Below are 22,724 nucleotides of genomic sequence, written 5' to 3'. Positions count from 1 at the left end.
GGCTGATCCTCAACCCAGCAACTCCTCCCCTCGCGGGCGGTGGGGATTGGCGGTCGGTTGGTACGCCTCATGGCGCGTATGAATCTGAAAGCTGCGGTCGCTGCCGACCAGCAGAAGCAGGCCGAGCGACGCGGCGACGATCCCGATGCAGAGCATGGCGGCATCTCCTGTCGTGATGGTATTCCTTGCCTGATTCTCCAGGAGAGTGGAGGGCAGGGGCGGGGTGGCCGCCCCCGATCCCCACGCTGTCAGGCTGCGAAATCGGTCCCAGCCGAGCGGTCCCGCCAAGCGGCGATCTCGGCACGGCGCTGCTCGATCACGCCGTCGGCCATCGCGAGCGCATCGGAGCCGGCCAGGAAATGGCGGGGCGGTTCCGGCGTGTCGGCCAGTTCGACCATGACGGCGGCCAGCTTCACCGGGTCGCCCGGCTGCTTGTGGCTGTAGCTGTCGTAAGTCGACCGCTGCTCGGCCGAGTGGGCGGCGTAATCGGCGATCTCCTTGGTGCCGTAGCGCACCGAACTTCCGTCGAGGAAATCGGTGCGGAAGAAGCCGGGCTCGACCACGGTGACGTGGATGCCGAAGGGCGCCACCTCCAGCGCCAGCGAGTCCGAGAAGCCCTCCACCGCGAACTTCGTCGAGCAATAGACCGAGGCGCCGGCAAAGCCCAGGACCCCGCCGATGGAGGACAGGTTCAGGATGCGGCCCGACCGTTGCCGGCGCATCACCGGCAGAACGGCGCGGGTGACGTGGAACAGCCCGAACACGTTGGTGGTGAACTGCCGCTCGATGTCCGCCGCTTCGATCTCCTCGAACCGGCCGAGCTGGCCGAAGCCGGCATTGTTGACCAGCACGTCGATACGCCCGAAGCGGTCGACCGCCGCCTGCACCGCCGCAACCGCCTGTGCCTCGTCGGCGACGTCGAGCGCCACCGTCAGCACGCGGTCGCCATGGCCGGCATAGGCCGCCCGCAGCTGGTCGAGCTTGCGGCCGGTGGCGACCACCCGGTCGCCGGCGGCCAGCGCCGCCTTTGCAATCTCCGCCCCGATGCCGCGCGCGCTGCCGGTGATGAACCAAACCTTGCTCATGTCCGTCTCCCATCTTCGCTGGAGGACCCGCAGTGCGCTGCGGTCCCGATGAAGAGAGGATAGGGGCGGGCGGTGCGCACCCGGTAGACCAGAGGTCCGACAGGATTGCCTGATCCTCCGGAACCGGGAGAAATCCGTCAGGCCCGCGCCGCCTGACGGGCGCCGGCATCCTCGCCGGTCATGGAGGCGCGCAGACGGGCGGCGTCGCGGATGGGCGGCAACCCGAACAGGCGGGCGTATTCGCGGCTGAACTGGGACGGGCTGCCGTAGCCCACGGCGAAGCCGGCGCTGGCGGCATCGGCCAGATTGGCCAGGATCAGCCGCCGCGCCTCCTGCAGGCGCAATTGCTTCTGGTACTGAAGCAGGCTGAGCGCCGTGACCTCCTTGAAATGCTGGTGGAATGCCGACGGGCTCATGTTGGCCTTTGCCGCGACCGTCTCGATGCGCAGAGGCTCGCGGAAATTGTCCTTGATCCACTTCACGGCGCGGCCGATCTGGGCGGTGCGGCTCTCGCCCAGCGCGATCCGATGCAGCATGGCTCCCTGGTCGGCGGTCAGCAGCCGGTAGAGCAGTTCGCGTTCGACCAGCGGCGCCAGCACCGGAATGGCGTCGGGCGTTTCCAGCAGCCGCGCCATCCGGGCCGCCGCGTCGATCATCTCCGGCGTGGCGAGGCTGGTCGTCAGGCCGAGCCCCTGGTTGACCTGCGGCGCTGCCTTCAATCCTGCTTCCAGGATCAGGCCGCTCAGCAGCGCCGGGTCCAGCGTCAGGCGCAGGCAAAGGAAAGGGCTTTCCGCCGTCGCCTGCGTCACCTGTCCGATCACCGGCAGGTCGAGCGACACGGCAATATACTGTCCGGCCCGGTAGTCCAGGATCTGGTCGCCGGCAATGGTGCGCTTCGCCCCGTGCGCGATGATGCAGACGGAGGGCTCATAAACGGTGTGGATCTGTTCGGTCGGGTTGCCGGCGCGGACCACCGCCAGCCGGGGAATTTGCGTTTCATGGACGCCGTCCCCCAGATCGGCGGTCACGCGGTCCAGGATCAGCGATAATTCGGTCTGCTTAAAATTGGATGGCAGGAACATGGATGGCAGGCTCCCATTCCGGATCGGTCCGCAGCCAGCCATCCTAGCGCCCAGATGCCGATGCTCACAGATGTCCAAGAGGATCGTGCAAGCATCGGCGAGGATTGGGTCGGACTGTCAGCGCAGGAACGGCTTTCCCATCGGCAGCACGTCGCGGCCGAAAACGTCGAGGAAGACGGCGTGCGCCATGCCGTACAGCGCCAGACCGGCACAGACCATCAACTCGTAGCCGGCGATCACCGTGAAGATGTGATCGGCGAAATGGGCCAGATCCAGCAGGACGAAGCCGGCCAGCAGCGTGATGAAGATCAGGCCCAGCACCCGGCTGATCCGCATGGCACCGATGGTCATGATCGCGGTGTAGAGCGTCCAGGCGACCAGAAACCAGCCGATGTCCGTCTCGCTGACGGTGAACAGGCCCGTCTTGTTGCCGATCAGGATCAGGCACAGCGAGATCCAGAAACAGCCGTAGGAGGTGAAGGCGCTGTAGCCGAAATTGTTGCCCGCCTTCATCTCCTGCAGGCCGGCGATCATCTGCGCCACCCCGCCGAAGATCAGGCCGAGCCAGACCACCGGGCCGATGTCGACCCAGCCGACATTGTGGAACTGCAGAAGCAGGGTCGACAGCCCGAAGCCGGCAAGTCCGACGACGGCCGGGTTGCCGTGCTTGAGCGGGGCGTGGGAAACGGTCTGACCGGCTTCGGCAGGCGAAGCCGGTTTCGCGACGAGAACGGATACTGACATTCTGGTTCCAGTCTCGCGGGCGGCAAACTTCAGCCCGCCCGCGGCAAAGATAAGGTGTTGGAGAAGGGCGGACACCGAACGCCCGCCGCCACCTTTAAGACCACGTTCCGGCGCGCCGATGAAGTGGTCATACCAGCGACATACCACCGCATCCGTATGCGTCAACCGGGCGGCGTCCGATGGCTTGGGGCCGTCTTGTCGAAGTCGATCTTCGGAACGCCCAACTCTTCGACAAGCCAGGTCACGAAGCAGCGGAAGGCTTGCTTCCGTTCGGCGCCCTTCGGCCAGACCATCCAATGCGCGACATGCCGCAGGCTTTGCGAGCGTCCCTCCAGTGGGGCCACCAGTTGGCCGGTCTGCAGTTCGCGCTCCGCCAGGCGCGTGGATTCCAGCACCACGCCGACCCCGTTCACCGCGGCGGCGATGGCCATGAAGCTGCGGTCGAAGCGCGGTCCCGCCGGGGTGGCTGCTATGGCGGAGTTGGCGTCGAACCACATCGGCCATGTGACCCGGTTGTGGTCGCTGCGGACGAGCGGGACCGACAGGAGATCGTCGATGGCGGTGACCCGCGACGCGATGGCCGGCGCGCACAGTGGGCAGACCGTCTCCTGCCCCAGTGGGATCGCAACCACGTCGGTCTGGCGCGGCTCCCCATAGACGATGGAGAGGTCGTATTCCTCGGACGGGAACCGCGGGTAGTCCGGGCTGGCCGACAGCTTCAGCTCCACCGCCGGGTAAAGACCCAGGAAGCGGCCGAGCCGCGGCGACAGCCATTGCGCGGCGAAGGACGGCGCGCAATGAACCCTGATGCGCGCCGGCCCGGCGGTCGTGATCTCCTGCAGGCCGCGTTGCAGTTGGTCGAAACCGCGGGTGACGTGCTGGAAGAGCGTCCGTCCCTCCGGCGTCGGCTCGATCTTTCGCGGCGACCGCTGGAAAAGCACCGTCCCCAGCATGCGCTCCAGTTCCCGGATCGCATGGCTGACCGCGGAGGGGGTGACCGCCAGTTCCTGAGCCGCCGCGGCAAAGCTGCCCAGGCGGCAGGCCGCCTCGAAGGCGCGTAGCTGGGTCAGCGGAAGACGGCCAGTCATAGGTGAATCCAATTCATGACCTGTTGCAAACGATGCGTTTGTCAGACGCTCCGGGGTAATGCAAGTCTTTCATCGCGCCGCAGCCATTCGAAAGAACCTGCCAAGGCACGACCCATCGGTTCGGCGCGCTATTGAGATCAAACTGCCGGATCGGGCGGAAAATCCGGCACTGCCTGAACGGAAGGCGCGGCGACGGCATTCCTGTCCCGGCGCGCTCCAGCACGGCACCAGAGATGAGCCCTCCTCACGAACTCCTTCGCTCCTCGCCGCGCCGGGGATCGGCCCCTCGAACTGAAAAGGTCCCATGACAATGCAGCAGCGTTCGCTCCTCGACGGCAAGGTCGCCGTGATCTCCGGCGCCGCCTCTCTCCGCGGCATCGGCATGGCGACCGCAAGGATGTTCGCCGAGCAGGGCGCCAGGGTCGCCATCCTCGACCTGGACGGCAAGGCCGCGGCCGAGGCAGCGGCGCTGATCGGACCCGCGCATCGCGGCTACGCCTGCAACGTCACCGACCGGGCCGCCTGCCAGGGTGCCGTGGAGCGCGTCATCGCCGATTTCGGACAGATCGACATCCTCATCAACAACGCCGGCATCACCCAGCCGGCCAAGACCGTCGACATCGATCCGGAAAGCTGGGACCGCATTCTCGATGTCAACCTGCGCGGCGTGCTTTACCTGTCGCAGGCGGTGATCCCGCACATGCAGCGGCGCGGCCAGGGCTCCATCGCCTGCATGTCGTCGGTGTCGGCGCAGCGCGGCGGCGGCATCCTCGGCGGCCCGCATTATTCGGCGGCGAAGGCCGGCGTGCTCGGCCTCGCCAAGGCGATGGCGCGCGAGTTGGGCAAGGACGGCATCCGCGTCAACTGCGTGACGCCCGGCCTGATCCAGACCGACATCAATGCCGGCAAGATCAGCGACGACAAGAAGGTGGAGATCCTGGCCGGCATCCCGCTGAACCGTCTGGGCAATGTGCAGGATGTGGCCGGCGCCTTTCTGTTCCTGGCCTCCGACCTGTCCGGCTACATCACCGGCTCCGTCATCGACGTCAATGGCGGCATGCTGATCCACGGCTGACCGCGCGGCTCCCGTCCTTTCCGATTTCCGTCCATTCCTTCAATGACCGCCGCCCCCAATGGGGATTGCGGTGAGGAGACCTTCGCCATGCCCCCCGCTGCCATCGACCCCCGCCTGATGGCCAACGCGATCCGCTTCCTGTCCATCGACGCCATCGAGCGCGCCACCGAAGGGCACCAGGGCGTGCCGCTGGGCATGGCGGAGATCGCCACGGCCCTGTTCACCCGGCATTTCAAATGCAACCCGGCCGATCCGCGCTGGCCGGACCGCGACCGCTTCGTCCTGTCGAACGGTCACGGGTCGATGCTGCTCTATTCCCTGCTGCACCTGCTGGGCTACGAGCGCATCTCGCTCGACCAGATCAGGAGTTTCCGCGAGCTCGGATCGCATTGCGCCGGCCATCCCGAATATGATCCCGACGCGGGCATCGAGGTCACCACCGGTCCCCTTGGCCAGGGCATCGCCAACGCCTTCGGCATGGCGGTCGCCGAAGCCTATCTGAACGCCAAATACGGCCCCGCCCTGGTCGACCACCACACCTACGCCTTCGTCGGCGACGGCTGCCTGCAGGAAGGCGTCGGGCAGGAGGTCATCCAGCTCGCCGGCCATCTGCGGCTGGGAAAGCTGATCTTCTTCTGGGACGACAACAGCATCACCGACGACGGCAGCACCGTGCTGTCGATCAGCGAGGACGTGGCCGCCCGCTTCCGCGTCGCCGGCTGGCATGTGCAGGAGGTCGACGGCCATGATGTCGAGGCGGTGTCGGCGGCCATCGCGCTGGCGAAGCAGGACCCGCGCCCGTCGATGATCGCCTGCCGCACGGTGATCGCCCGCGGTATCCCGCGCCTGGAAGGCCAGCGCGGCGGCCACAGCGCCCGCCTGTTCAAGGAGGATCTGGAGGCGACGCGCGCCAATCTCGGCTGGCCGTACCCGTCCTTCACCGTGCCCGACGAGGTGCTGAACGGCTGGCGCGATGCCGGTGCGCGCCATGGCGGGGAATATGACGCGTGGCACAGCCGCATCGCCGCCCTGCCGGACCGGGAGCGCGCCGAGTTCACCCGCGTGATCGAGGGCCGGCTGCCCGACGGCTGGCGCGACGCGCTGCTCGCCTACAAGAAGCGCATGGCCGACGAACGGGTTGCCCAGCCGTCCATCCAGGCGTCCGGCGACATCACCACGCTGCTGGCCGACGTCCTGCCGGAGATGATGATCGGCTGTGCCGACCTGGAGGCGCCGACCAACCACAAGCGCACGCGCACCTCCTTCACCGCCGAAGAGCCGGCCGGCACCTATGTCCATTGCGGTGTGCGCGAGCATGCGATGGGGGCGATGGTCAACGGCATGGCCGCGCATGGCGGCATCATCCCGGTCAGCGTAACCTATCTCGCCTTCTCCGACTATCAGCGGCCGACCTTGCGCATGGCGGCGCTGATGGGCCTGCCGGCGCTCTACGTCTTCAGCCACGACTCGCTGGCGGTCGGCAAGAACGGGCCGACCCACCAGCCGGTGGAGATCCTCGCCTCCTTCCGGGCCATGCCGAACATCCTGGTGATGCGCCCGGCCGACGCGGTCGAAGCCGTCGAATGCTGGGAGATCGCGCTGGAACACCGGACAGGCCCCAGCATGCTGGTCTGCTCCAAGCAGGCGCTGCCCGCGACCGGCCGTGCCTACGGGTCTGAGAACCTGACGCGCCGCGGCGCCTATGTACTGGCCGAGGCCGAAGGCGGCAAGCGTCTGGTCACGCTGATGGCCACCGGGTCGGAGGTCGCGCTGGCGCTCGATGCCCGCAAGACCTTGCAGGCGGAGGGGATCCCCACCGCCGTAGTGTCGATGCCCTGCTGGGAACTGTTCGACCGGCAGGACGACGCCTACCGCGCGGAGGTGATCGGCTATGGCACGGTGCGCGTCGGCGTCGAGGCGGCGGTGCGGCTGGGCTGGGACAAATATGTCGGCGAGACCGGCGGCTTCATCGGCATGAGCGGCTTCGGTGCATCGGGCCCGGTCGACGCCCTGTTCGAACGCTTCGGCATCACCCCGGCCCACATCGTGGCCGAGGTCAAGCGCCGGCTCTGACCGTACCGCCCCCCCTCTTTCGTGACCAAGGACATCGTGATGCGCAAGATCGTCTTCCTCGACCGCGCCACCCTCGCCCCGCAGATTCGCTTGCGCAGGCCCGGCTTTCCGCATGAACTGGTCGAACACGCCCAAACCACGCCGGATCAGGTGCTGGACCGTCTGGCCGGTGCGGAGATCGCCATCGTCAACAAGGTGCAGCTGACCGCCGACCTGCTGGAACAGCTGCCGCAGCTGAAGCTGATCGCCGTGGCCGCCACTGGCACCGATTGCGTCGACAAGGAATATTGCCGGACGCACGGCATCGCGGTGAGCAACATCCGCGGCTATGCCATCAACACGGTGCCGGAACACACCTTCGCCCTGATGCTGGCGCTCCGCCGCAACATCGTGCCCTTCCGGCAGGACGTGCTGGACGGCGAATGGCAGAAGTCGGGCCAGTTCTGTTTCTTCAACCACCCGATCCACGACCTGCAGGGCGCCCGGCTCGGCATCATCGGCGAGGGCGTGCTGGGCCAGCGGGTCGCCGACATCGCCCGCGCCTTCGGCATGGTTCCGCTGTTCGCCGCGCACAAGGGCAAGTCCGGCCTCGGCCCGCTCTACACGCCCTGGGACGTGGTGCTGGAGACCAGCGACGTCATCACCCTGCACAGCCCGCTCACGCCGGAGACGCGCGGCATGATCGCCATGCCCGAGTTCCGCCAAATGAAGCGCAAGCCCCTGATCATCAACACCGCGCGCGGCGGTCTGGTGGTCGAGGAGGATCTGGTGACGGCCCTGGACGAAGGGCTGGTCGGCGGCGCCGGCTTCGACGTGACGATGCCCGAGCCGCCTCCGGCCGACAGCCCGCTGATGCGGATCGCCGGGCGGCCCAACGTGATCGTCACGCCGCATCTGGGCTGGGCGTCGGACGAGGCGCAGCAGGCATTGGCCGACCAATTGATCGACAACATCGAAAATTTCGTCGCCGGCTCGCCCAGCAACCTCGTGATGGGTGCCTACTGACGAACGCCGATGCCGGCGGGGTGGTCGGAAACCGACCGGCCATCCTTCCCGGAAACCGTACCTGCCTCATTGCCCTGCCGCAAGGTGCGCAGGACCGCATCGGCGGTGCGGCGGCTATGGTCGGCCAGCAGGGCTGCGGTGGCGGTGGCATCGCGGCGTTTCAGGGCTTCCATGACCGCCTCATGCTCCGCCAGCGATTCTTGCCAACGGTCGGCATCGTAATTCGCCAGCGAGCGCGCCCGGTTCAGCTGGGCGGCGAAACCCTTGTAGGTCGCCTCCAGCACCGGATTGCCGGCCATGGCGACGATCCAGCCATGGATGCGGCGGTTGGTGGTAGAATAGGCCGCACGCTCCCCCGCCTGGAACTGGGCGACGAGCTCGCCGTGCAGCCGGTCCAACTCCGCGAACTCCTCGGCCGAACCGTTGTCGCAGGCGAGTCGGCCGGCGAGGCTTTCCAGCGCCTCCATCACCTGGAAGATCGCGGCGATCTCCTTGGGATCGACGGGGGTCACCACGGCACCACGGTGTGGGCGCAGTTCCACCAGCCCTTCGGCCGCCAGCACGCGCAGCGCCTCGCGCAACGGCGTGCGGGAGACGCCCAGCTGTTCGCACAACTCCATTTCCGGCACGCGGCGGCCGGGCGGCAGCTCCCCCTCAAGGATCATCGCCCGCAATTCCGCCACCGCGGAGTGATGCAGCGTTTCGCGGCGCAGGGGGCCGGTGGCGGTCTTTGCGGGGCTGTCCATGGTCGATCCGGCGGGCCTGTTCTGCTGCATACTTGGGCATTCTTGCTCAAACGATGCCATGCGCTTAAAAATAAGGCAAGCAACCTCGTTGATGATCCTCCGCTCAATAATATATCTAAGATACTGATATGTAATTATAATTACAGAATAGAGATTTTGTATACAATCTGGCACGGTGCTTGCGACAGAGGTGGAAACGCAACCGCATCTGGAGCCGAAGCCTCATGTCGATCCGGTCCCTCACCCTGAACGCCGTCACCGCCACCGCGCTGGCCCTTTCCGCACTGGCGGCGGCCGCACCGACGGCGCAGGCCGCCGATGTGGAAGCGGTGAAGCTCGGCTTCGCCAAATGCGCCCACTGCCTGCCGATGGCGCTGACGCCCGATCTGGCGAAGGGCGTTGCGATCGAGGCGATCAACTTCAATTCCGGCAACGACGTGCTGACCGCGCTGGTGTCCAAGAGCATCGACGTGGCGCAGGTCACCTACCTCCACTACGTCACCGCGCTGGACAAGGGCTTCGACGTCGTCGCCATCTCCGGCCAAGTCAATGGCGGGTCGGAGATCGTCACCGCCAAGGGCATCGACCTGAAGGCCGGCGACTGGGCCGGGCTGAAGGCGCTGGCGGCTGCCCGCAAGGCGAAGGGCGAGCCGCTGCGCGTCGCGGCGTCGCGCGGGAACGCGCAGGACATCCACATGCGCGGCGCCCTGCAGAAGCACGGCATCGACGCCAACAAGGACGTCCAGTTCATCAACATCCCCAATCCGTCCGACCATGCCGCCGCCCTGCAGCGCGGCGAGGTCGACGTGATCTGCACGGTGGAGCCCTTCGCCTCGCAAATCCGCAGCACCGGCGTCGGCGCGCATTTCGCGCTGCCCTATGACCAGGCGGCCGGCAACCTGACCAACCTGATCGTCACGCGGTCCGACGTGATCAAGGAGCATCCGAAGGCGGTCGAGGCCACCGTCGCCTCCGTCGTGGCGCTGGTCGACAAGCTGAAGACCGACCGTACGGTGTGGGTCGACACCATCAACAAATACACCGGGCTCAACAAGGACATCGCGGCGGCGTCGCTGGAAAACGCCTTCCCCGACTACGCCATCCACAAGGACAGCACCGTCGCCATCGCCACGATGATGCGGGAACTGAAATACATCAGCAAAGACGTGTCGGACGTGGCGGTGAAGAACATCGACTACCGGTTTCTGGAAGCGGTGACGAAGAAGCCGAAGAGCGAGCTGGGGGGCTGAGGGGGCGTCAGCCTCCGGCCCCCACCCTAACCCTCCCCCGCTGGGCGGGGGAGGGAACTGCCGCCGCTTCCGCGACAAACTCCCTCCCCCGCCCAGCGGGGGAGGGTCGGGGTGGGGGCAATTGCGCCTCTCCCATCTCAGATACCCCACCGACGACCATCGAAAGGCCGGTCCATGACCGCATTGTCGAAATCCTGGGAGCGCGCGGTCGTTCCCGTCCTGATCCTCGCGGCCTGGGAGATCGTGTCGCGGTCCGGCCTGTTGCCGGCGGCGCTGCTGCCGGCGCCCTCGATCGTGCTGCACAGTTGGGCCGACTGGGTGTTCGGCTTCGACGAGACGGCGCAGGCCAACAGCGGGCGCTGGCTGGCCGACGCGCTGTCCAGCGCAGTGCGCGTCGCCGCCGGCTATGGCATCGCGGTGGCGAGCGGCGTGCTGCTGGGCATCGCCATCGGCTGGTGGAGTTGGGTGGAGCGCGCCATCGAGCCGACCATCCAGATGCTGCGCCCGGTGCCGCCGGTGTCCTGGATCCCGGTGGCGATCATCTGGTTCGGCATCGCCAACAAGCCGGCGATCTTCCTGGTCTTCCTCGGCGCCTTCTTCCCGATCCTGATGAACACCATCCACGGCGTGAAGACCGCCGACCGCAACCTGATCCGCGCCGCCTCGATGATGGGCGCCACCGAACAGCAGCTGTTGCGCCATGTGGTGTTCCCGGCGGCGCTGCCCAGCATCTTCGCCGGCCTGCGCATCGGCATCGGCGCCGCCTGGATGCTGACCGTCACCGCCGAGATGGTCGCGGTCAAGAGCGGGCTGGGGTACGTGCTGTGGGACAGCTATTACTTCCTGCGCTACGACCTCGTCCTTGCCGCGATGGCCAGCATCGGGCTGCTGGGCTATGCCACCGACGCGCTGATCAAGCTGCTGATGTCCGCGGCGCTGCACTGGCAGCACGCCTCCACGCTCCAGAGCCGGGAGGGCTGACCCCATGGCTTCCATCGAACTTCGGAACATCACCAAGATCTACGGCGACGCCAAGCGCAAGCGCGACCTGCTGGCCATCGACGACGTCAGCCTGACGGTGGAGCGCAACGAGTTCCTCTGCCTGCTCGGCTCGTCCGGCTGCGGCAAGTCCACCCTGCTGAACATGATCGCCGGCTTCGAAAAGCCGACTAAGGGCACCGTCACCGTTGGCGGCAAGCCGGTGGAGGGGCCCGGCGCCGACCGCGGCATGGTGTTCCAGCAGGCCAACCTGATGCCCTGGCTGCCGGTGTGGGAGAACATCGCCTTCCACCTGCGCCTGAAGGGCTGGCGCAAGGCCGACCGCCGCGCCGCGGCACAGGAATACATCGACCTCGTCGGGCTGCAGGGCTTCGAGAACCATTACCCGGCCGAACTGTCGGGCGGCATGAGCCAGCGCGTCGGCATCGCCCGCGCCCTGCTGCTGAACCCGCAGGTCATCCTGATGGACGAGCCCTTCGCCGCGCTCGACGCCCAGACCAAGATGGACATGCAGGAGGAACTGGTCGCCATCTGGCAGAAGCAGCGCTGCACCATCGTCTTCGTCACCCACAGCGTCGACGAGGCGCTGGTGCTGGGCACCCAGGTGGCGGTGCTGACCAGCCGGCCGGGCCGCCTGCGCGAACGCATCGAACTGGACCTGCCGCGGCCGCGCGACATCACCAGCCCGCGCTTCAACGACCACAAGCGCCACATCCTGAACCTGATCCGGGAGGAGGGCCTGCAGAAGCGGCAGGTCGCCGCGGCATGACCGGCGCCACTGAACCGCAACCACTCGACCTGCTGCTGACCGGCGTGACCGTCATCACCGGCGATGAGGCCGGGGTGATGGAGGATGCGGCGCTCGGCATCCGCGATGGGCGGATCGTCCATCTGGCGCCTGCTGCGCAGCCGGTCCCGCCGGCCCGGCGGACGCTGGCGCTGCCGGGGCGGCTGGTGACGCCGGGCTTCGTCAACGCCCATCTGCATGCGGTGCTGGTGATGGTGCGCGGTGTCGCCGCCGACCTGGGCTTCGCGCCGTCCTACACGCCGGGCGTGCCCAAGGGCACCGACGCGACGCCGGAGGAAGCCCGCGCGCTGGCCCGGCTGGGTGCGGTGGAGGCGCTGCTCGCCGGCTCCACCCTGGTCTGCGACCATTTCGTCCATGCCGACGCGACGTTGGAGGCGATGGCGGAGCTGGGCTTGCGCATCCATGCCGGCTGGCGGGTGCATGACGTCGATTTCGCCCGCGTGCCCAAGGGCGAATGGAGTTTCGATGCCGCACTCGGCGAGGATCTGCTGCGGCGGACTCTCGACCTGCACGACCGCTGGGATGGTGCGCGTGGCGGGCGCATCCGGGTGCAGATGGCGGCCCATGCGCCCGACACCTGCTCCCCCGCCTTCCTGCGTACGCTGGGCGAGGTGGCGGCGGAGCGGGGCATGCGCGTCAACACCCATCTGGCGCAAAGCCGGGTGGAGGTGGAGCGGGTGAAGGCCGCCACCGGCATGACTCCGGCCGCGCTGCTGGAGGAGACCGGGCTGCTGAACGACCGGCTGCTCGCCACCCATTGCCTCTATGTGGATGAGAACGACATCGCCCGGCTGGCGCGGGCAGGCGCCCATGCCGTCCATGTGCCGAAATGCAACGCGGCGTCGGGCCGGCTGGCGCCGACCCCGGCGCTGAAGGCGGCAGGCGTCAATCTGGCGCTCTGCACCGACACCCAGCATGGCGACATGGTGGAGGCGATGCGCTGGGCGCTCGCCACCGGACGCATCGGCCAGGGCGGCGTCACCGCCGACTGGCAGCCCGCCGACGTCTTCCGCATGGCGACGCTGGGCGGAGCCCGCGCCGTCGGGATGGCCGACGAGATCGGCACGCTGGCGGTCGGCAAGGTGGCCGACCTCGTGGTGTTCGACGCCCGCCGGCCGCACCTGCGCCCACTGATCAACCCGCTGGGAACGCTGGTTCACACCGGCCGCGGCGGCGATGTGGAGATGGTGCTGGTGGACGGCGAAACGCTGGTCGACGGCGGCCGCCCCGTCCACGCCGACCTGGAAGAGATTTGTACCGAGGCCGACAAGGCCGCCCGCGCCCTGTGGGCGCGTGCCTGACCCAACTCCTGAAGAAAGACCGACCCCGAGATGACCAAGCGCGTTCTTCTGGGCATGCTGACCCCGTCCTCCAACACGGTGCTCGAACCGGTGACCGCCGCCATGCTGAGCGGCTTGGCGGAGGTGAGCGCCCATTTCGGCCGCTTCACCGTCAAGGAGATCTCGTTGCGCGCCGCGGCGCTCGACCAGTTCACCGATGCGCCCTTCCTCGATGCAGCCCGGCTGCTGGCCGATGCGCAGCTGAACGTGATCGGCTGGAACGGCACCTCGGCCGGCTGGCTTGGCTTCGATGCCGACGTGAAGCTGTGCAAGGCGATCGAGGATGAGACGGGGATTCCCGCCTGCACCTCGATGCTGGCGCTGAACGAAATCCTGGAGACGACGGGGCGCAAGCGCTTGGCCATCGTCAGCCCCTATCTGGACGAGATCCAGCAGACGATGGTCGCCAATTACAACGCTGCCGGGTTCGAGGTGGTGGCGGAGCGGCACCTGAACGACCGCGGCAACTTCTCCTTCTCCGAGATCAGCGAGGAGCGGATCGAGCGCATGTGCATGGAGGTGGCGGAGGCCAAGCCGGAGGCCATCGCCATCATCTGCACCAACATGCGTGGCGCCCCGGTGGCGGAGCGGGTGGAAAAGGCGCTGGGCATCCCCGTCTACGACACGGTGTCCACCGTCCTGTGGAAGGCGCTGCGCATGACCGGCGTCGACACCCGCCGGGTCCAGGGCTGGGGCAGCCTGTTCCGGGAATTGCACGGCTGAGGCGACAACAAGGGGAGGGGAGCATGGACTTCGATCTGGTCATCCGCAACGGCACGGTCGCCACCGCGTCGGACGTGTTCAAGGCCGATGTCGGCGTGCGGGACGGCAAGGTGGCGGCGCTCGGCAGCGGGCTCGCCGCCGGGCGGGAGGAGATCGATGCCGACGGACTGCTGGTCCTGCCGGGCGGGGTCGACGGCCATGTCCATTTCGACCAGCCGACCGGTGACGAGTCGGTGATGGCCGACGATTTCCTGTCGGGCACCCGCTCGGCGGCGTTCGGCGGCACCACCACGGTGCTGCCCTTCGCCTGCCAGCAGAAGGGCCAGTCCCTGCGCGCCGCGGTGGAGGATTATCACCGCCGGGCCGCGGGCAAGCCGGTGATCGACTATGCCTTCCACCTGATCGTCACCGACCCGACGGAGCAGGTCCTGGGGCAGGAGTTGCCGGCGCTGATCCGCGACGGCTACACCTCCTTCAAGATCTACATGACCTACGACGCGCTGAAGCTGAACGACCGCCAGATTCTGGAGGTGCTGGACATCGCGCGGTCCGAGGGCGCCATGGTGATGATGCATGCGGAGAATGCCGACTGCATCGCCTGGCTGACCGAGAAGCTGGAGCGCGCCGGCCAGACCGCGCCCTTCTTCCATGGCGTCTCCCGCCCCCGTGTGGCGGAGCGCGAGGCGACCCACCGCGCCATCTCGTTGGCCGAGCTGGTGGACGTGCCGATCCTGATCGTCCATGTCTCCGGCGCCGACGCGGTGGAGCAGATCCGCTGGGCCCAGGGCCGGGGCTTGCGCATCTATGCGGAAACCTGCCCGCAATACCTGTTCCTGACCGCCGACGATCTGGGCGGGGAGGGATTCGAGGGCGCGAAATGCATCTGTTCGCCGCCGCCGCGCGACGCCGCCAACCAGCAGGTGATCTGGGACGGGCTGACCGGCGGCACCTTCCAGATCTTCTCCTCCGACCATGCGCCGTTCCGCTTCGACGGGCCGGGCGGCAAGAAGGTGAACGGCGAGAAGGCCCCCTTCCGCTGCGTACCCAACGGCATTCCGGGGGTGGAGACGCGACTGCCTCTGCTGTTCTCCGAGGGCGTGATGAAAGGCCGCATGGAGCTGACGAAGTTCGTCGAGCTGACCGCCGCCAACCCTGCCCGCATGTATGGCCTGCACCCGCGCAAGGGCACCATCGCCGTCGGGTCGGACGCCGACATCGCGATCTGGGATCCGGCACGCAAGGTGACGATCACCAACGACATCCTGCATCACGAGGTCGACTACACCCCCTACGAGGGAATCGAGGTCACCGGCTGGCCGGTGGTCACGCTGTCGCGCGGAGACGTCGTGTGCCGCGACGGCGAACTGCTGGCGTCGCCCGGCCGCGGCGCCTTCTTGCCCTGCGGCCTGCCGGCCCCGGCCCGGCCGAAGGGATCGCCGGCGCCGGCATTGTCCTTCTAAGGGTTACACCGGATTGCGAAGCCCAAATCTATGACGAAAGGCAAGGTATCGCGCAACAGGAGGCCGGCTGCGCGGTAAGATTGATCTGCGTCCCCTGCGAACTGTTCTCATAAGCGGAAAATTAACTGGAAGGAGGGCACAATAATTGTGACATTCGAAACTCGGTAACTTTCGCGATGATCTCTCCCCGCACTCCAGAAATCTTCGATCGGGCCACGGGCGATGCCCGCCGGCTCAACGTGATCGGGCTGATTTTTATCGCCATGGTTGTGCTGACCATCGCGTTCGTGATGTTCATGGCGCTGGAGACGGCGCGGCGAATCGACACGGCGATGGCTGAGCGGACGAAGGCGGAGATCGTCGATGCGGTGGCCGATCTGGGCGCCGCGATGGGGAAGAAAGCCGAGGAATACAGCTTGTGGAACGACGCCGTCGACCATCTGGTGGTTCGATTCGACGGCGTCTGGGCCAATGCCAATGTCGGTCCCTATGCGGAACGCCTGTGGGGGCTGGACCGCTCCTATGCCTGGAACGGCCGTGACGGGCTGATCTATGCGTCGAAGGACGGCGCCCTGCGCGGCGACCTGGATGCGGCCGCCCGGGAGGCCGCGGATTTGCGGCCGGTTCTGACGGCGGCGCGGACCGCCGGCCGGGCGATCAGCGGCATCGTCCATATCGGGCAGACTCCCTTCGTCTTCGGCGCCCGCGTGATCGAGTATGAGGAGGGGCGCGCCGCCCTGCCGCCCGACCCGCAACAGCCCGTCCAGGTCTTCCTGACCACGCTGGAAGGCGAGTTGGCGAAGCTCGCCGAGTCGCGGCGGATCGCCGAATTGCGCGTGGTCCCGATCGACACGCCGGCTCTTCCGGCCCTGGCCAGCCTGTCCCTGGAGGCCATCGCGGATCAGCCGGTCGGCATCCTGACCTGGAAGCCGGAACAACCCGGCGGCACTCTGGTCCGCCGGATCGCGCCCTATGCCGCCGGCTTCGCATTGGCCCTGCTGGCGTTGCTTTTCCTGTTCCAGCGCCTGTTGCACCGGCTGAAGCGGCAGGAGCCGCTGCGCCTCAGCGAGGCGCGGCTGGCCCAGGCGCAACGGGTCGCCCGGCTGGCCTACACCGTCCATCTGCCGGAGGAACGGCTGGAGGTCTCCGCCAATTTCCGCGAGCTGATCGGTCTGCCGGGCGATTCCAGCCTGCTCACCATCGGCCTTTACCTTGACCGGGTGATGCCGGAGCACCGCCTGGACGTGCAGGAGGCCTACCGCCGGGCCTGGGCGGAGAACAGCCGCTTCGACATCGAATACCGCATCACCCGCTCCGACGACGGCCATCTCGACCTTCAGGAGGTGGGGGAGCCGTTCCACGATTCCGATGGCCTCGTGCTGGGCCTGATCACCGCCATCCAGGACGTCACCGCCCGCCGCCGCGCGGAGGAGACCATCCGGCACCAGGCCAATTACGATGCGCTGACCGGTCTTCCCAACCGGCCGCTGTTCTACGACCGGCTGCGGCAGGCACTGCGGCGGGCGTCGCGGCTGCGCAACCGGATGGCCCTGCTGTTCATCGACCTGAACCGCTTCAAATGGGTCAACGATACGCTGGGCCACCAGACCGGCGACGTGCTGCTGCGCGAGGCGGCGCAGCGGATGGCCGGCTGCCTGCGCGATTCCGAAACCATCGCCCGGATCGGCGGCGACGAGTTCACGGTGATCCTGTCCGACATCGGCGACCGCGAGGACGCCGAGCGGGTGGCCCGCCGCCTGCTCGACTGCCTGTCGGAGCCGTTCCGCATCGCCGGCCAGACCCTGCACATCTCCGCCAGCATCGGCGTCACCGTCGCCCCCGACCAGGGGACCGATCCCGAGCTTCTGGTGAAGAACGCCGATGTCGCGATGTACCATGCCAAGCGCATGGGCACGGCCAACTCGACCTTCTACGATCCGGCGATGGATGCCGACGCCCTGGCGCATCTGCAGCTTGAGAACGAACTGCACGAGGCGGTGGCGAAGGGCCAGCTCGCGCTGTTCCTCCAGCCGGTGGTGGATGTCGCCAGCGGCCTGCTGGCGGGTGCCGAGGCGGAAGTGCGCTGGAATCATCCCGACCGCGGCCTGCTTTCCGCCGGTGAATTCCTGCATCTCGCCGAGGCGAACGGACTGATCTTGGCGCTCGGCGGCTGGCTGCTGGATGCCGCCTGCCGGCAACTGGCGGACTGGCGCGACCGTGGCGCCACCGCCCTGCGTCTGACCGTCCCGGTGTCCTCCCTGCAGCTCCGCCATTTCGGCTTCGAGGAGCAGGTCGCCGGCAGCCTCGCCCGCCATGGCGTCCCGCCCGACCGGCTGATCCTGGAGCTTCCGGAAGCCGCCATGCTGTCGCCGTCGGATGAGACGACACGGACGATGCAGACGTTGCGGACGTTGGGGATCGCCTTCTCCATCAGCGGCTTCGGCACCGGCTATGCGTCGCTGGGCCATCTGCGGCGGCTGCCGGTGGAGTTCCTGAAGATCGATCAGGTCATCCTGCAGGACATGGCGCGGAACCCCGGCAACCAGGAGATGGTGCGCGCCATCGTGGCGCTGGCCCGCAGCATGAACCTGACGGTGATCGCGGAAGGAATCGAGACGGGGGAACAGCAGGCACTGGCCGGCGAGGTGCGCTGCGTCTATGCCCAGGGTCGCTATCTCGGCCATCCGGTTCCTGCCGAGTCCTTCGACCTGACACTGACCGCCGCGGGGAGCGGGCCGCTTTGTCCGGCAGACGTCTGCCCGGCGGACGGCGAAGTTCGTCTCTGACGCGCGCTCGGCGGCGGGGCCCCTCCCCCCGCACTGGAGAGGGCCCCCGCCGCTGTCACGCCCGTCGTCACGCCACCCGCTTCTCGCGGAAGGCCTCGATGGTCCGCATCACGCCCCGCAGCTCGGCGAGGCCCTTCAGCCGGCCGACGAAGGAGTAGCCGGGGTTCATCGTCTGGCCGATGTCGTCACCCAGCAGATGGCCATGGTCGGGACGCATCGGGATCTGGGCGTCGGCGCGGCCTGCCTGCCGGCGGCGGGCCTCCTCGTCGATCAGCGCCGCGGCCACGCCGATCAGGTCGGTGTCGCCGCCGAGATGGTCGGCCTCGTAGAAGGACCCGTCCGGCTCGTGCGTGGTGTTGCGCAGATGGACGAAGTGGATGCGCGGAGCGAACTCCTTCGCCATCGCCACCAGATCGTTCTTCGGGTTGGAACCGAAGGATCCCGTGCACAGGGTCAACCCGCAGGCCTCCTGCGGCACCGCATCGAACATCGCCCGCACGTCGTCGGCGGTGGACATCACGCGCGGCAGGCCGAAGATGGGGAAGGACGGATCGTCGGGGTGGATGCACAGCCGCACCCCTTCCTCTTCCGCGACCGGCGTGATCTCGCGCAGGAACTCGACCAGATTGGCGCGCAGATCCTCGACGCCGATTTCCTGGTACAGCTCCAGCATGCCGCGGAAGCTGTCGCGGTCATAGGCGAAGTCGCGCGCCGGCAGCCAGTCGATCAGGTTGCGTTCAAGCTCGGCCACCTGCTCTACGGTCATCGCATCGAACCGCGCCTTGGCGGCGGCGATGTGGGCGGGATCGTAGCTGGCCTCCGCGTTGCGGCGCTTCAGCACGAACAGGTCGTAGGCGGCGAAATCGACGCTGTCGTAGCGCAGGGCATAGCCGCCGTTCGGCAGCCGGTGCATCAGGTTGGTCCGGCTCCAGTCGGTGATGACCATGAAGTTGTAGCAGATCACCGGGATGCCGGCGCGGGCCACATTGCGGATCGACTGCTTGTAATTGTCGATCTTGGTGCGGAAATCGCCGGTGCGGGTCTTGATCTCCTCGCCGACGCCGATGCTTTCCACCACCGACCAGGTCAGGCCGGCGGCCTCGACCATGGCGCGGCGCTTCATGATCTCTTCGGTGGTCCAGACGCTGCCCTGATTCATGTGGTGCAGCGCCGTGACGATGCCGGTGGCACCGGCCTGACGGGCCTTCTCCAGGGTGACGGGATCGTCCGGGCCGAACCAGCGCCAGGTTTCCTGCATGATATGGTCCTTTCAAGAAGCGGGTTTGCTTGCGGCGGTCGTGACCGCTGCGATTTCACGAATTGGCGAGGAAGGCGGCCAGCGTCTTGGCGACGCCGACGGTCATCAGGCTGTCGAGATGGCGGACCACCGCGTCGCGGAAGCCGGCTTCGGCGACCAGTTCCGGCGCGAAGATGTCCTCGATGGCGAACAGGGCCGCCGCCAGCGCGCCGGGATCGCCGGCATGGACGCGGGCGATGCGGGTCAGCGCCGCCGCCATCGGGTCGGCCACCGCATAGGCGTTGCCGGCCTCGTCCTTTTCCAGCAGGAAGCGCATCCAGGCGGCGACGGCCAGTGGGATCACCCTAGGTGCCTTGCCGGCGGCGAACAGTTCGCGTGCCGGTTCCAACAGGCGCGGCGGCAGCTTCTGCGATCCGTCCGACGAGATCTGGATGGTGCGGTGGCGGATGCCGGGGTTGCGGAAGCGCGCCTCCAGCGCCGCGGTATAGGCGGGGATGTCGGTTCCGGGCACCGGCGGCAGGGTCGGGATCAGGTCGGATGCCCACATGCGGCGCATGACGGCGGGCAGCTGCGGATCGGCCATGGCGTCGGCGATGGTCTCGATCCCGGAGATCACCGACAGGTAGGCCAGCAGCGAATGGGCGCCGTTCAGGCAGCGCAGCTTCATCAGCTCGAACGGGTGGACGTCGTCGACCAGGATGGCGCCGGCCTTTTCCCAGGCCGGCCGGCCGAGCGGGAAGCGGTCCTCGATCACCCATTGCTTGAATGGCTCCGTCACCACCGGCCAGGCGTCGGCGCAGCCCAGCGCCGTTTCCACCGTCGTGCGGTCGGCGTCCTGGGTGGCCGGCGTGATGCGGTCGACCATGGTGCAGGGGAAGCTGACCTGTTCCGCGATGTAGGCGGCAAGCTCGGGATCGCGCAGTTCGGCGTAGCGGACGACGATGCCCTTAACCTTGATGCCGTTCTGGGCGAGGTTGTCGCAGACCAGCACCGTGAAGGGCGCCACTCCGGCGGCGCGGCGGCGGCTGATGGCTTCGCACAGCAGTCCGGGAACGCTGCGCGGTGCCGTGGGATCGGCAAGGTCGGCACGGATCAGCGGGTGCGCCTCGTCCAGGGAGCCGGTGGCGGCGTCCTGGCAATAGCCCTTCTCCGTGACCGTCAGGGTGACGATACGGATCTCCGGCTTCGCCGTCAGGGCCAGCACCGCTTCCAGCTGGTCGGCGGTCGCCATGGCGTCGAGGAAGGACCCGACCACGCGCAGGCTATCGCGGTTCTCCTCGCGCACCAGCAGCGTGTAGAGGCAGTCCTGCGGCTTCAGCGCGTCGCGGATGGCCGGCGACAGCGGATCGACGCCGACGATGCCCCAATCCTTCGCTCCGGTCGCCAGCACGTCGTCGGTGTAGGTGGCGAGATGGGCGCGGCAGAAGGCACCGAGGCCGACATGGACGATACCGGGCGTCACCGCGGCGCGGTCGTAGGCGGGGCGTTCGACGGCCTGGGGAAGGCGGCGGAGGGTGTCGGGGGAAAGGCGGGTTTGGGAAGGACGGGCCGCCAGCAGGGCGGTGTTCGCGTCGGGCATGATGGGCTCCGGTTCGCGGCGGTCGCTGCGGTCACCCAGTTTTTCCGCTGTCGCGGAGTGTCGCGGGGGGCCGGTGCACCGTCATTCGGTAAGGCTTGAATGGTTCGGAAGGTCTCCGGGGCAGGGCGCCCCGGAGCGTGGGGTGGCGTGTCAGACCTCGATGCCGGCGGGCGTCCGGCCCGAACCGGTCTTCGGCAGCACGAAGTGCATGATCGCCAGACCGACGAGGTAGAGGACGGAGGCGATGCCGAACAGCACCTGATAGTTGCCGTTGGTGGCGTCCAGCAGGCGGCCGACGCCCATCGACACGAACATGCCGACGAAGTAAGCGCAGAAGCCGCCGATGCCGACCACCGAGCCAACCGCGTTGCGCGGCATGGTGTCGGACACGATGGTGTAGACGTTGGCCGAATAGCCCTGGTGGGCGGAGGCGGCGATGCCGATCAGCAGCACGGCCAGCCACATGTTGGACACGGTGGAGGCGAAGAAGACCGGCAGCACGCACAGGCCGCAGATCAGGAAGGTCAGCTTGCGGGCGCGCAGCGGCTTCATGCCGCGCTTGATCAGGTGGGAGGAGAACCAGCCGCCGCCGACGCTGCCGAAATCGGCCATGGTGTAGATGATGATCAGCGGCAGCATCGCCCCGAACAGGTTGACGCCATACTGCTTGTTCAGGAAGCCCGGGACCCAGTTCAGGTAGAACCACCACACCGGAGCCGAGAAGCAGGTGCCGACGATGTTCGCCCAGGTGCCGCGATAGCTCAGCAGCTTGATCCAGGGGATGTTTTCCTGCGGCATCACGGGATCGCTGCGGATATAGGCCAGTTCCTCGGCCGTCAGCTTCGGATGCTCTTCCGGCTTGCGGTAGATCAGCAGCCAGGCGATGACCCAGAAGAAGCCGATGCCGCCGGTGACCAGGAACGCCGCCTGCCAGCCGAAGGCGACCAGCAGGATCGGCACCAGGATCGGCGCCACGACCGCGCCGACGTTGGAGCCGGCGTTGAAGATGCCGGTGGCGAGCGCCCGTTCCTTGGCCGGGAACCACTCCGACACCGCCTTGATCGAGGCCGGGAAGTTGCCGCCCTCGGTCAGGCCGAGGCCGGCACGCGCCACCTTGAAGCCGAAGACGCTGCCCATGAAGGCGTGGATGCAGGCGAAGAAGCTCCAGCCGGCGACGGCGGCCGGCAGGCCGATGCGGATGCCGATCTTGTCCATCAGACGGCCGCAGCCGATGTAGCCGAAGGCGTAGGCCAGCGAGAAGGCGGCGACGATGTCGCCATAGTCGGACTCGGTCCAGCCCATGTCGCCCATCAACGTGGACTTCAGCAGGCCCAGAACCTGACGGTCCATGTAGTTGATGGTGGTCGAGAAGAAGAGCAGGGCGCAGATGGTCCAGCGGTAGCGGCCGATGGCCTTGCTTACCGTGATCGCGGCCTTGCCGATGCCGCCGGCCCTGCCGGCCGGCTCCGCCGACTGCGCGGGGGCGGCGTCGGCAATGATCTGTTCGCTCATGATTTGGCGTCTCCAGCCAGGACGCGGTTCACCGCCGCCGGTCTTCGATCCCGCACCCATGGCCGATCCTGCATCGGACATGGGCACGCCGAAGAGCATGCGCGGAAGCCG

The 22,724-nt window shown here is 67.6% G+C and carries 19 protein-coding genes; 10 read left to right on the top strand and 9 right to left on the bottom strand.

Going from position 1 to position 22,724, the window contains the following annotated elements; all coding sequences use genetic code 11:
* Positions 1–9 precede the first annotated feature (9 nt).
* The 5 genes from ACWPKK_RS20720 to ACWPKK_RS20700 all read right to left on the bottom strand — a co-directional run bounded on the left by ACWPKK_RS20720 (position 10) and on the right by ACWPKK_RS20700 (position 3,999).
* Positions 10–156: a hypothetical protein gene (locus tag ACWPKK_RS20720; protein ID WP_452007796.1), complete on the bottom strand. Its 147-nt coding sequence runs from the start codon at positions 154–156 to the stop codon at positions 10–12.
* Positions 157–248: 92 nt separating this feature from the next.
* Positions 249–1,085: an oxidoreductase gene (locus ACWPKK_RS20715; protein WP_452007794.1), complete on the bottom strand. Its 837-nt coding sequence runs from the start codon at positions 1,083–1,085 to the stop codon at positions 249–251.
* Positions 1,086–1,222: 137 nt separating this feature from the next.
* Complete coding sequence (locus tag ACWPKK_RS20710; RefSeq protein WP_452007792.1) at positions 1,223–2,167, bottom strand: AraC family transcriptional regulator N-terminal domain-containing protein; 945 nt, start codon at positions 2,165–2,167, stop codon at positions 1,223–1,225.
* 117 nt (positions 2,168–2,284) lie between these two features.
* On the bottom strand, positions 2,285–2,911 hold the full coding sequence (locus tag ACWPKK_RS20705; protein ID WP_452007790.1) for an acetate uptake transporter: 627 nt from the start codon (positions 2,909–2,911) through the stop codon (positions 2,285–2,287).
* Between the two features lie 161 nt (positions 2,912–3,072).
* Entirely contained in the window at positions 3,073–3,999 is a 927-nt protein-coding gene (locus ACWPKK_RS20700) for a LysR substrate-binding domain-containing protein (protein ID WP_452007788.1), read from the bottom strand.
* 310 nt (positions 4,000–4,309) lie between these two features.
* On the opposite strand from ACWPKK_RS20700, the gene ACWPKK_RS20695 reads away from it, so the two are divergent.
* The 3 genes from ACWPKK_RS20695 (at position 4,310) to ACWPKK_RS20685 (ending at position 8,152) form a co-directional block, all read left to right on the top strand.
* Positions 4,310–5,074, top strand: a complete 765-nt coding sequence (locus ACWPKK_RS20695) for an SDR family NAD(P)-dependent oxidoreductase (RefSeq protein ID WP_452008253.1) — start codon at positions 4,310–4,312, stop codon at positions 5,072–5,074.
* Between the two features lie 87 nt (positions 5,075–5,161).
* Entirely contained in the window at positions 5,162–7,147 is a 1,986-nt protein-coding gene (gene tkt, locus ACWPKK_RS20690; RefSeq protein ID WP_452007786.1) for a transketolase, read from the top strand.
* Positions 7,148–7,186: 39 nt separating this feature from the next.
* The gene (locus tag ACWPKK_RS20685) at positions 7,187–8,152 is read left to right on the top strand and encodes a D-2-hydroxyacid dehydrogenase (protein ID WP_452007784.1); all 966 of its coding nucleotides are present in this window, start codon (positions 7,187–7,189) and stop codon (positions 8,150–8,152) included.
* Here the strand turns inward: ACWPKK_RS20685 and ACWPKK_RS20680 are convergent.
* Positions 8,146–8,898: a GntR family transcriptional regulator gene (locus ACWPKK_RS20680; protein WP_452007782.1), complete on the bottom strand. Its 753-nt coding sequence runs from the start codon at positions 8,896–8,898 to the stop codon at positions 8,146–8,148. The two genes, ACWPKK_RS20685 and ACWPKK_RS20680, sit on opposite strands and share 7 nt — an antisense overlap.
* A 224-nt stretch (positions 8,899–9,122) precedes the next feature.
* Here ACWPKK_RS20680 and ACWPKK_RS20675 point away from each other — a divergent pair, with 224 nt between their 5' ends.
* From ACWPKK_RS20675 to ACWPKK_RS20645, 7 genes are all read left to right on the top strand, one after another.
* Positions 9,123–10,148 carry an ABC transporter substrate-binding protein gene (locus tag ACWPKK_RS20675; protein ID WP_452007780.1) on the top strand — a complete coding sequence of 342 codons (1,026 nt, stop codon included), beginning with the start codon at positions 9,123–9,125 and terminating at the stop codon, positions 10,146–10,148.
* 174 nt (positions 10,149–10,322) lie between these two features.
* Entirely contained in the window at positions 10,323–11,129 is an 807-nt protein-coding gene (locus ACWPKK_RS20670; RefSeq protein WP_452007778.1) for an ABC transporter permease, read from the top strand.
* A 4-nt stretch (positions 11,130–11,133) separates the two neighbouring features.
* Positions 11,134–11,916: an ABC transporter ATP-binding protein gene (locus ACWPKK_RS20665; RefSeq protein ID WP_452007776.1), complete on the top strand. Its 783-nt coding sequence runs from the start codon at positions 11,134–11,136 to the stop codon at positions 11,914–11,916.
* Positions 11,913–13,256, top strand: a complete 1,344-nt coding sequence (locus tag ACWPKK_RS20660) for an amidohydrolase family protein (RefSeq protein WP_452007774.1) — start codon at positions 11,913–11,915, stop codon at positions 13,254–13,256. The genes ACWPKK_RS20665 and ACWPKK_RS20660 overlap by 4 nt, the downstream gene beginning before the upstream one ends.
* A gap of 30 nt (positions 13,257–13,286) precedes the next feature.
* Positions 13,287–14,018, top strand: a complete 732-nt coding sequence (locus ACWPKK_RS20655; RefSeq protein ID WP_452007772.1) for a maleate cis-trans isomerase family protein — start codon at positions 13,287–13,289, stop codon at positions 14,016–14,018.
* A 23-nt stretch (positions 14,019–14,041) separates the two neighbouring features.
* Complete coding sequence (gene hydA, locus ACWPKK_RS20650) at positions 14,042–15,478, top strand: dihydropyrimidinase (RefSeq protein ID WP_452007770.1); 1,437 nt, start codon at positions 14,042–14,044, stop codon at positions 15,476–15,478.
* A 176-nt stretch (positions 15,479–15,654) separates the two neighbouring features.
* Positions 15,655–18,264 carry an EAL domain-containing protein gene (locus tag ACWPKK_RS20645; protein WP_452007768.1) on the top strand — a complete coding sequence of 870 codons (2,610 nt, stop codon included), beginning with the start codon at positions 15,655–15,657 and terminating at the stop codon, positions 18,262–18,264.
* 67 nt (positions 18,265–18,331) lie between these two features.
* Here the strand turns inward: ACWPKK_RS20645 and uxuA are convergent, their stop codons facing one another.
* The 3 genes from uxuA to ACWPKK_RS20630 all read right to left on the bottom strand — a co-directional run bounded on the left by uxuA (position 18,332) and on the right by ACWPKK_RS20630 (position 22,613).
* Complete coding sequence (gene uxuA / locus ACWPKK_RS20640; protein WP_324870803.1) at positions 18,332–19,522, bottom strand: mannonate dehydratase; 1,191 nt, start codon at positions 19,520–19,522, stop codon at positions 18,332–18,334.
* A 55-nt stretch (positions 19,523–19,577) separates the two neighbouring features.
* Entirely contained in the window at positions 19,578–21,101 is a 1,524-nt protein-coding gene (locus tag ACWPKK_RS20635; protein WP_452007766.1) for a mannitol dehydrogenase family protein, read from the bottom strand.
* 150 nt (positions 21,102–21,251) lie between these two features.
* Positions 21,252–22,613, bottom strand: a complete 1,362-nt coding sequence (locus ACWPKK_RS20630) for an MFS transporter (RefSeq protein WP_452007764.1) — start codon at positions 22,611–22,613, stop codon at positions 21,252–21,254.
* Positions 22,614–22,724 lie beyond the last annotated feature (111 nt).

It is taken from the genome of Azospirillum largimobile (assembly GCF_977007025.2).
The sequence above is the reverse complement of the archived record's forward strand: the minus strand, read 5'-3'. Positions and strand labels throughout refer to the sequence as shown.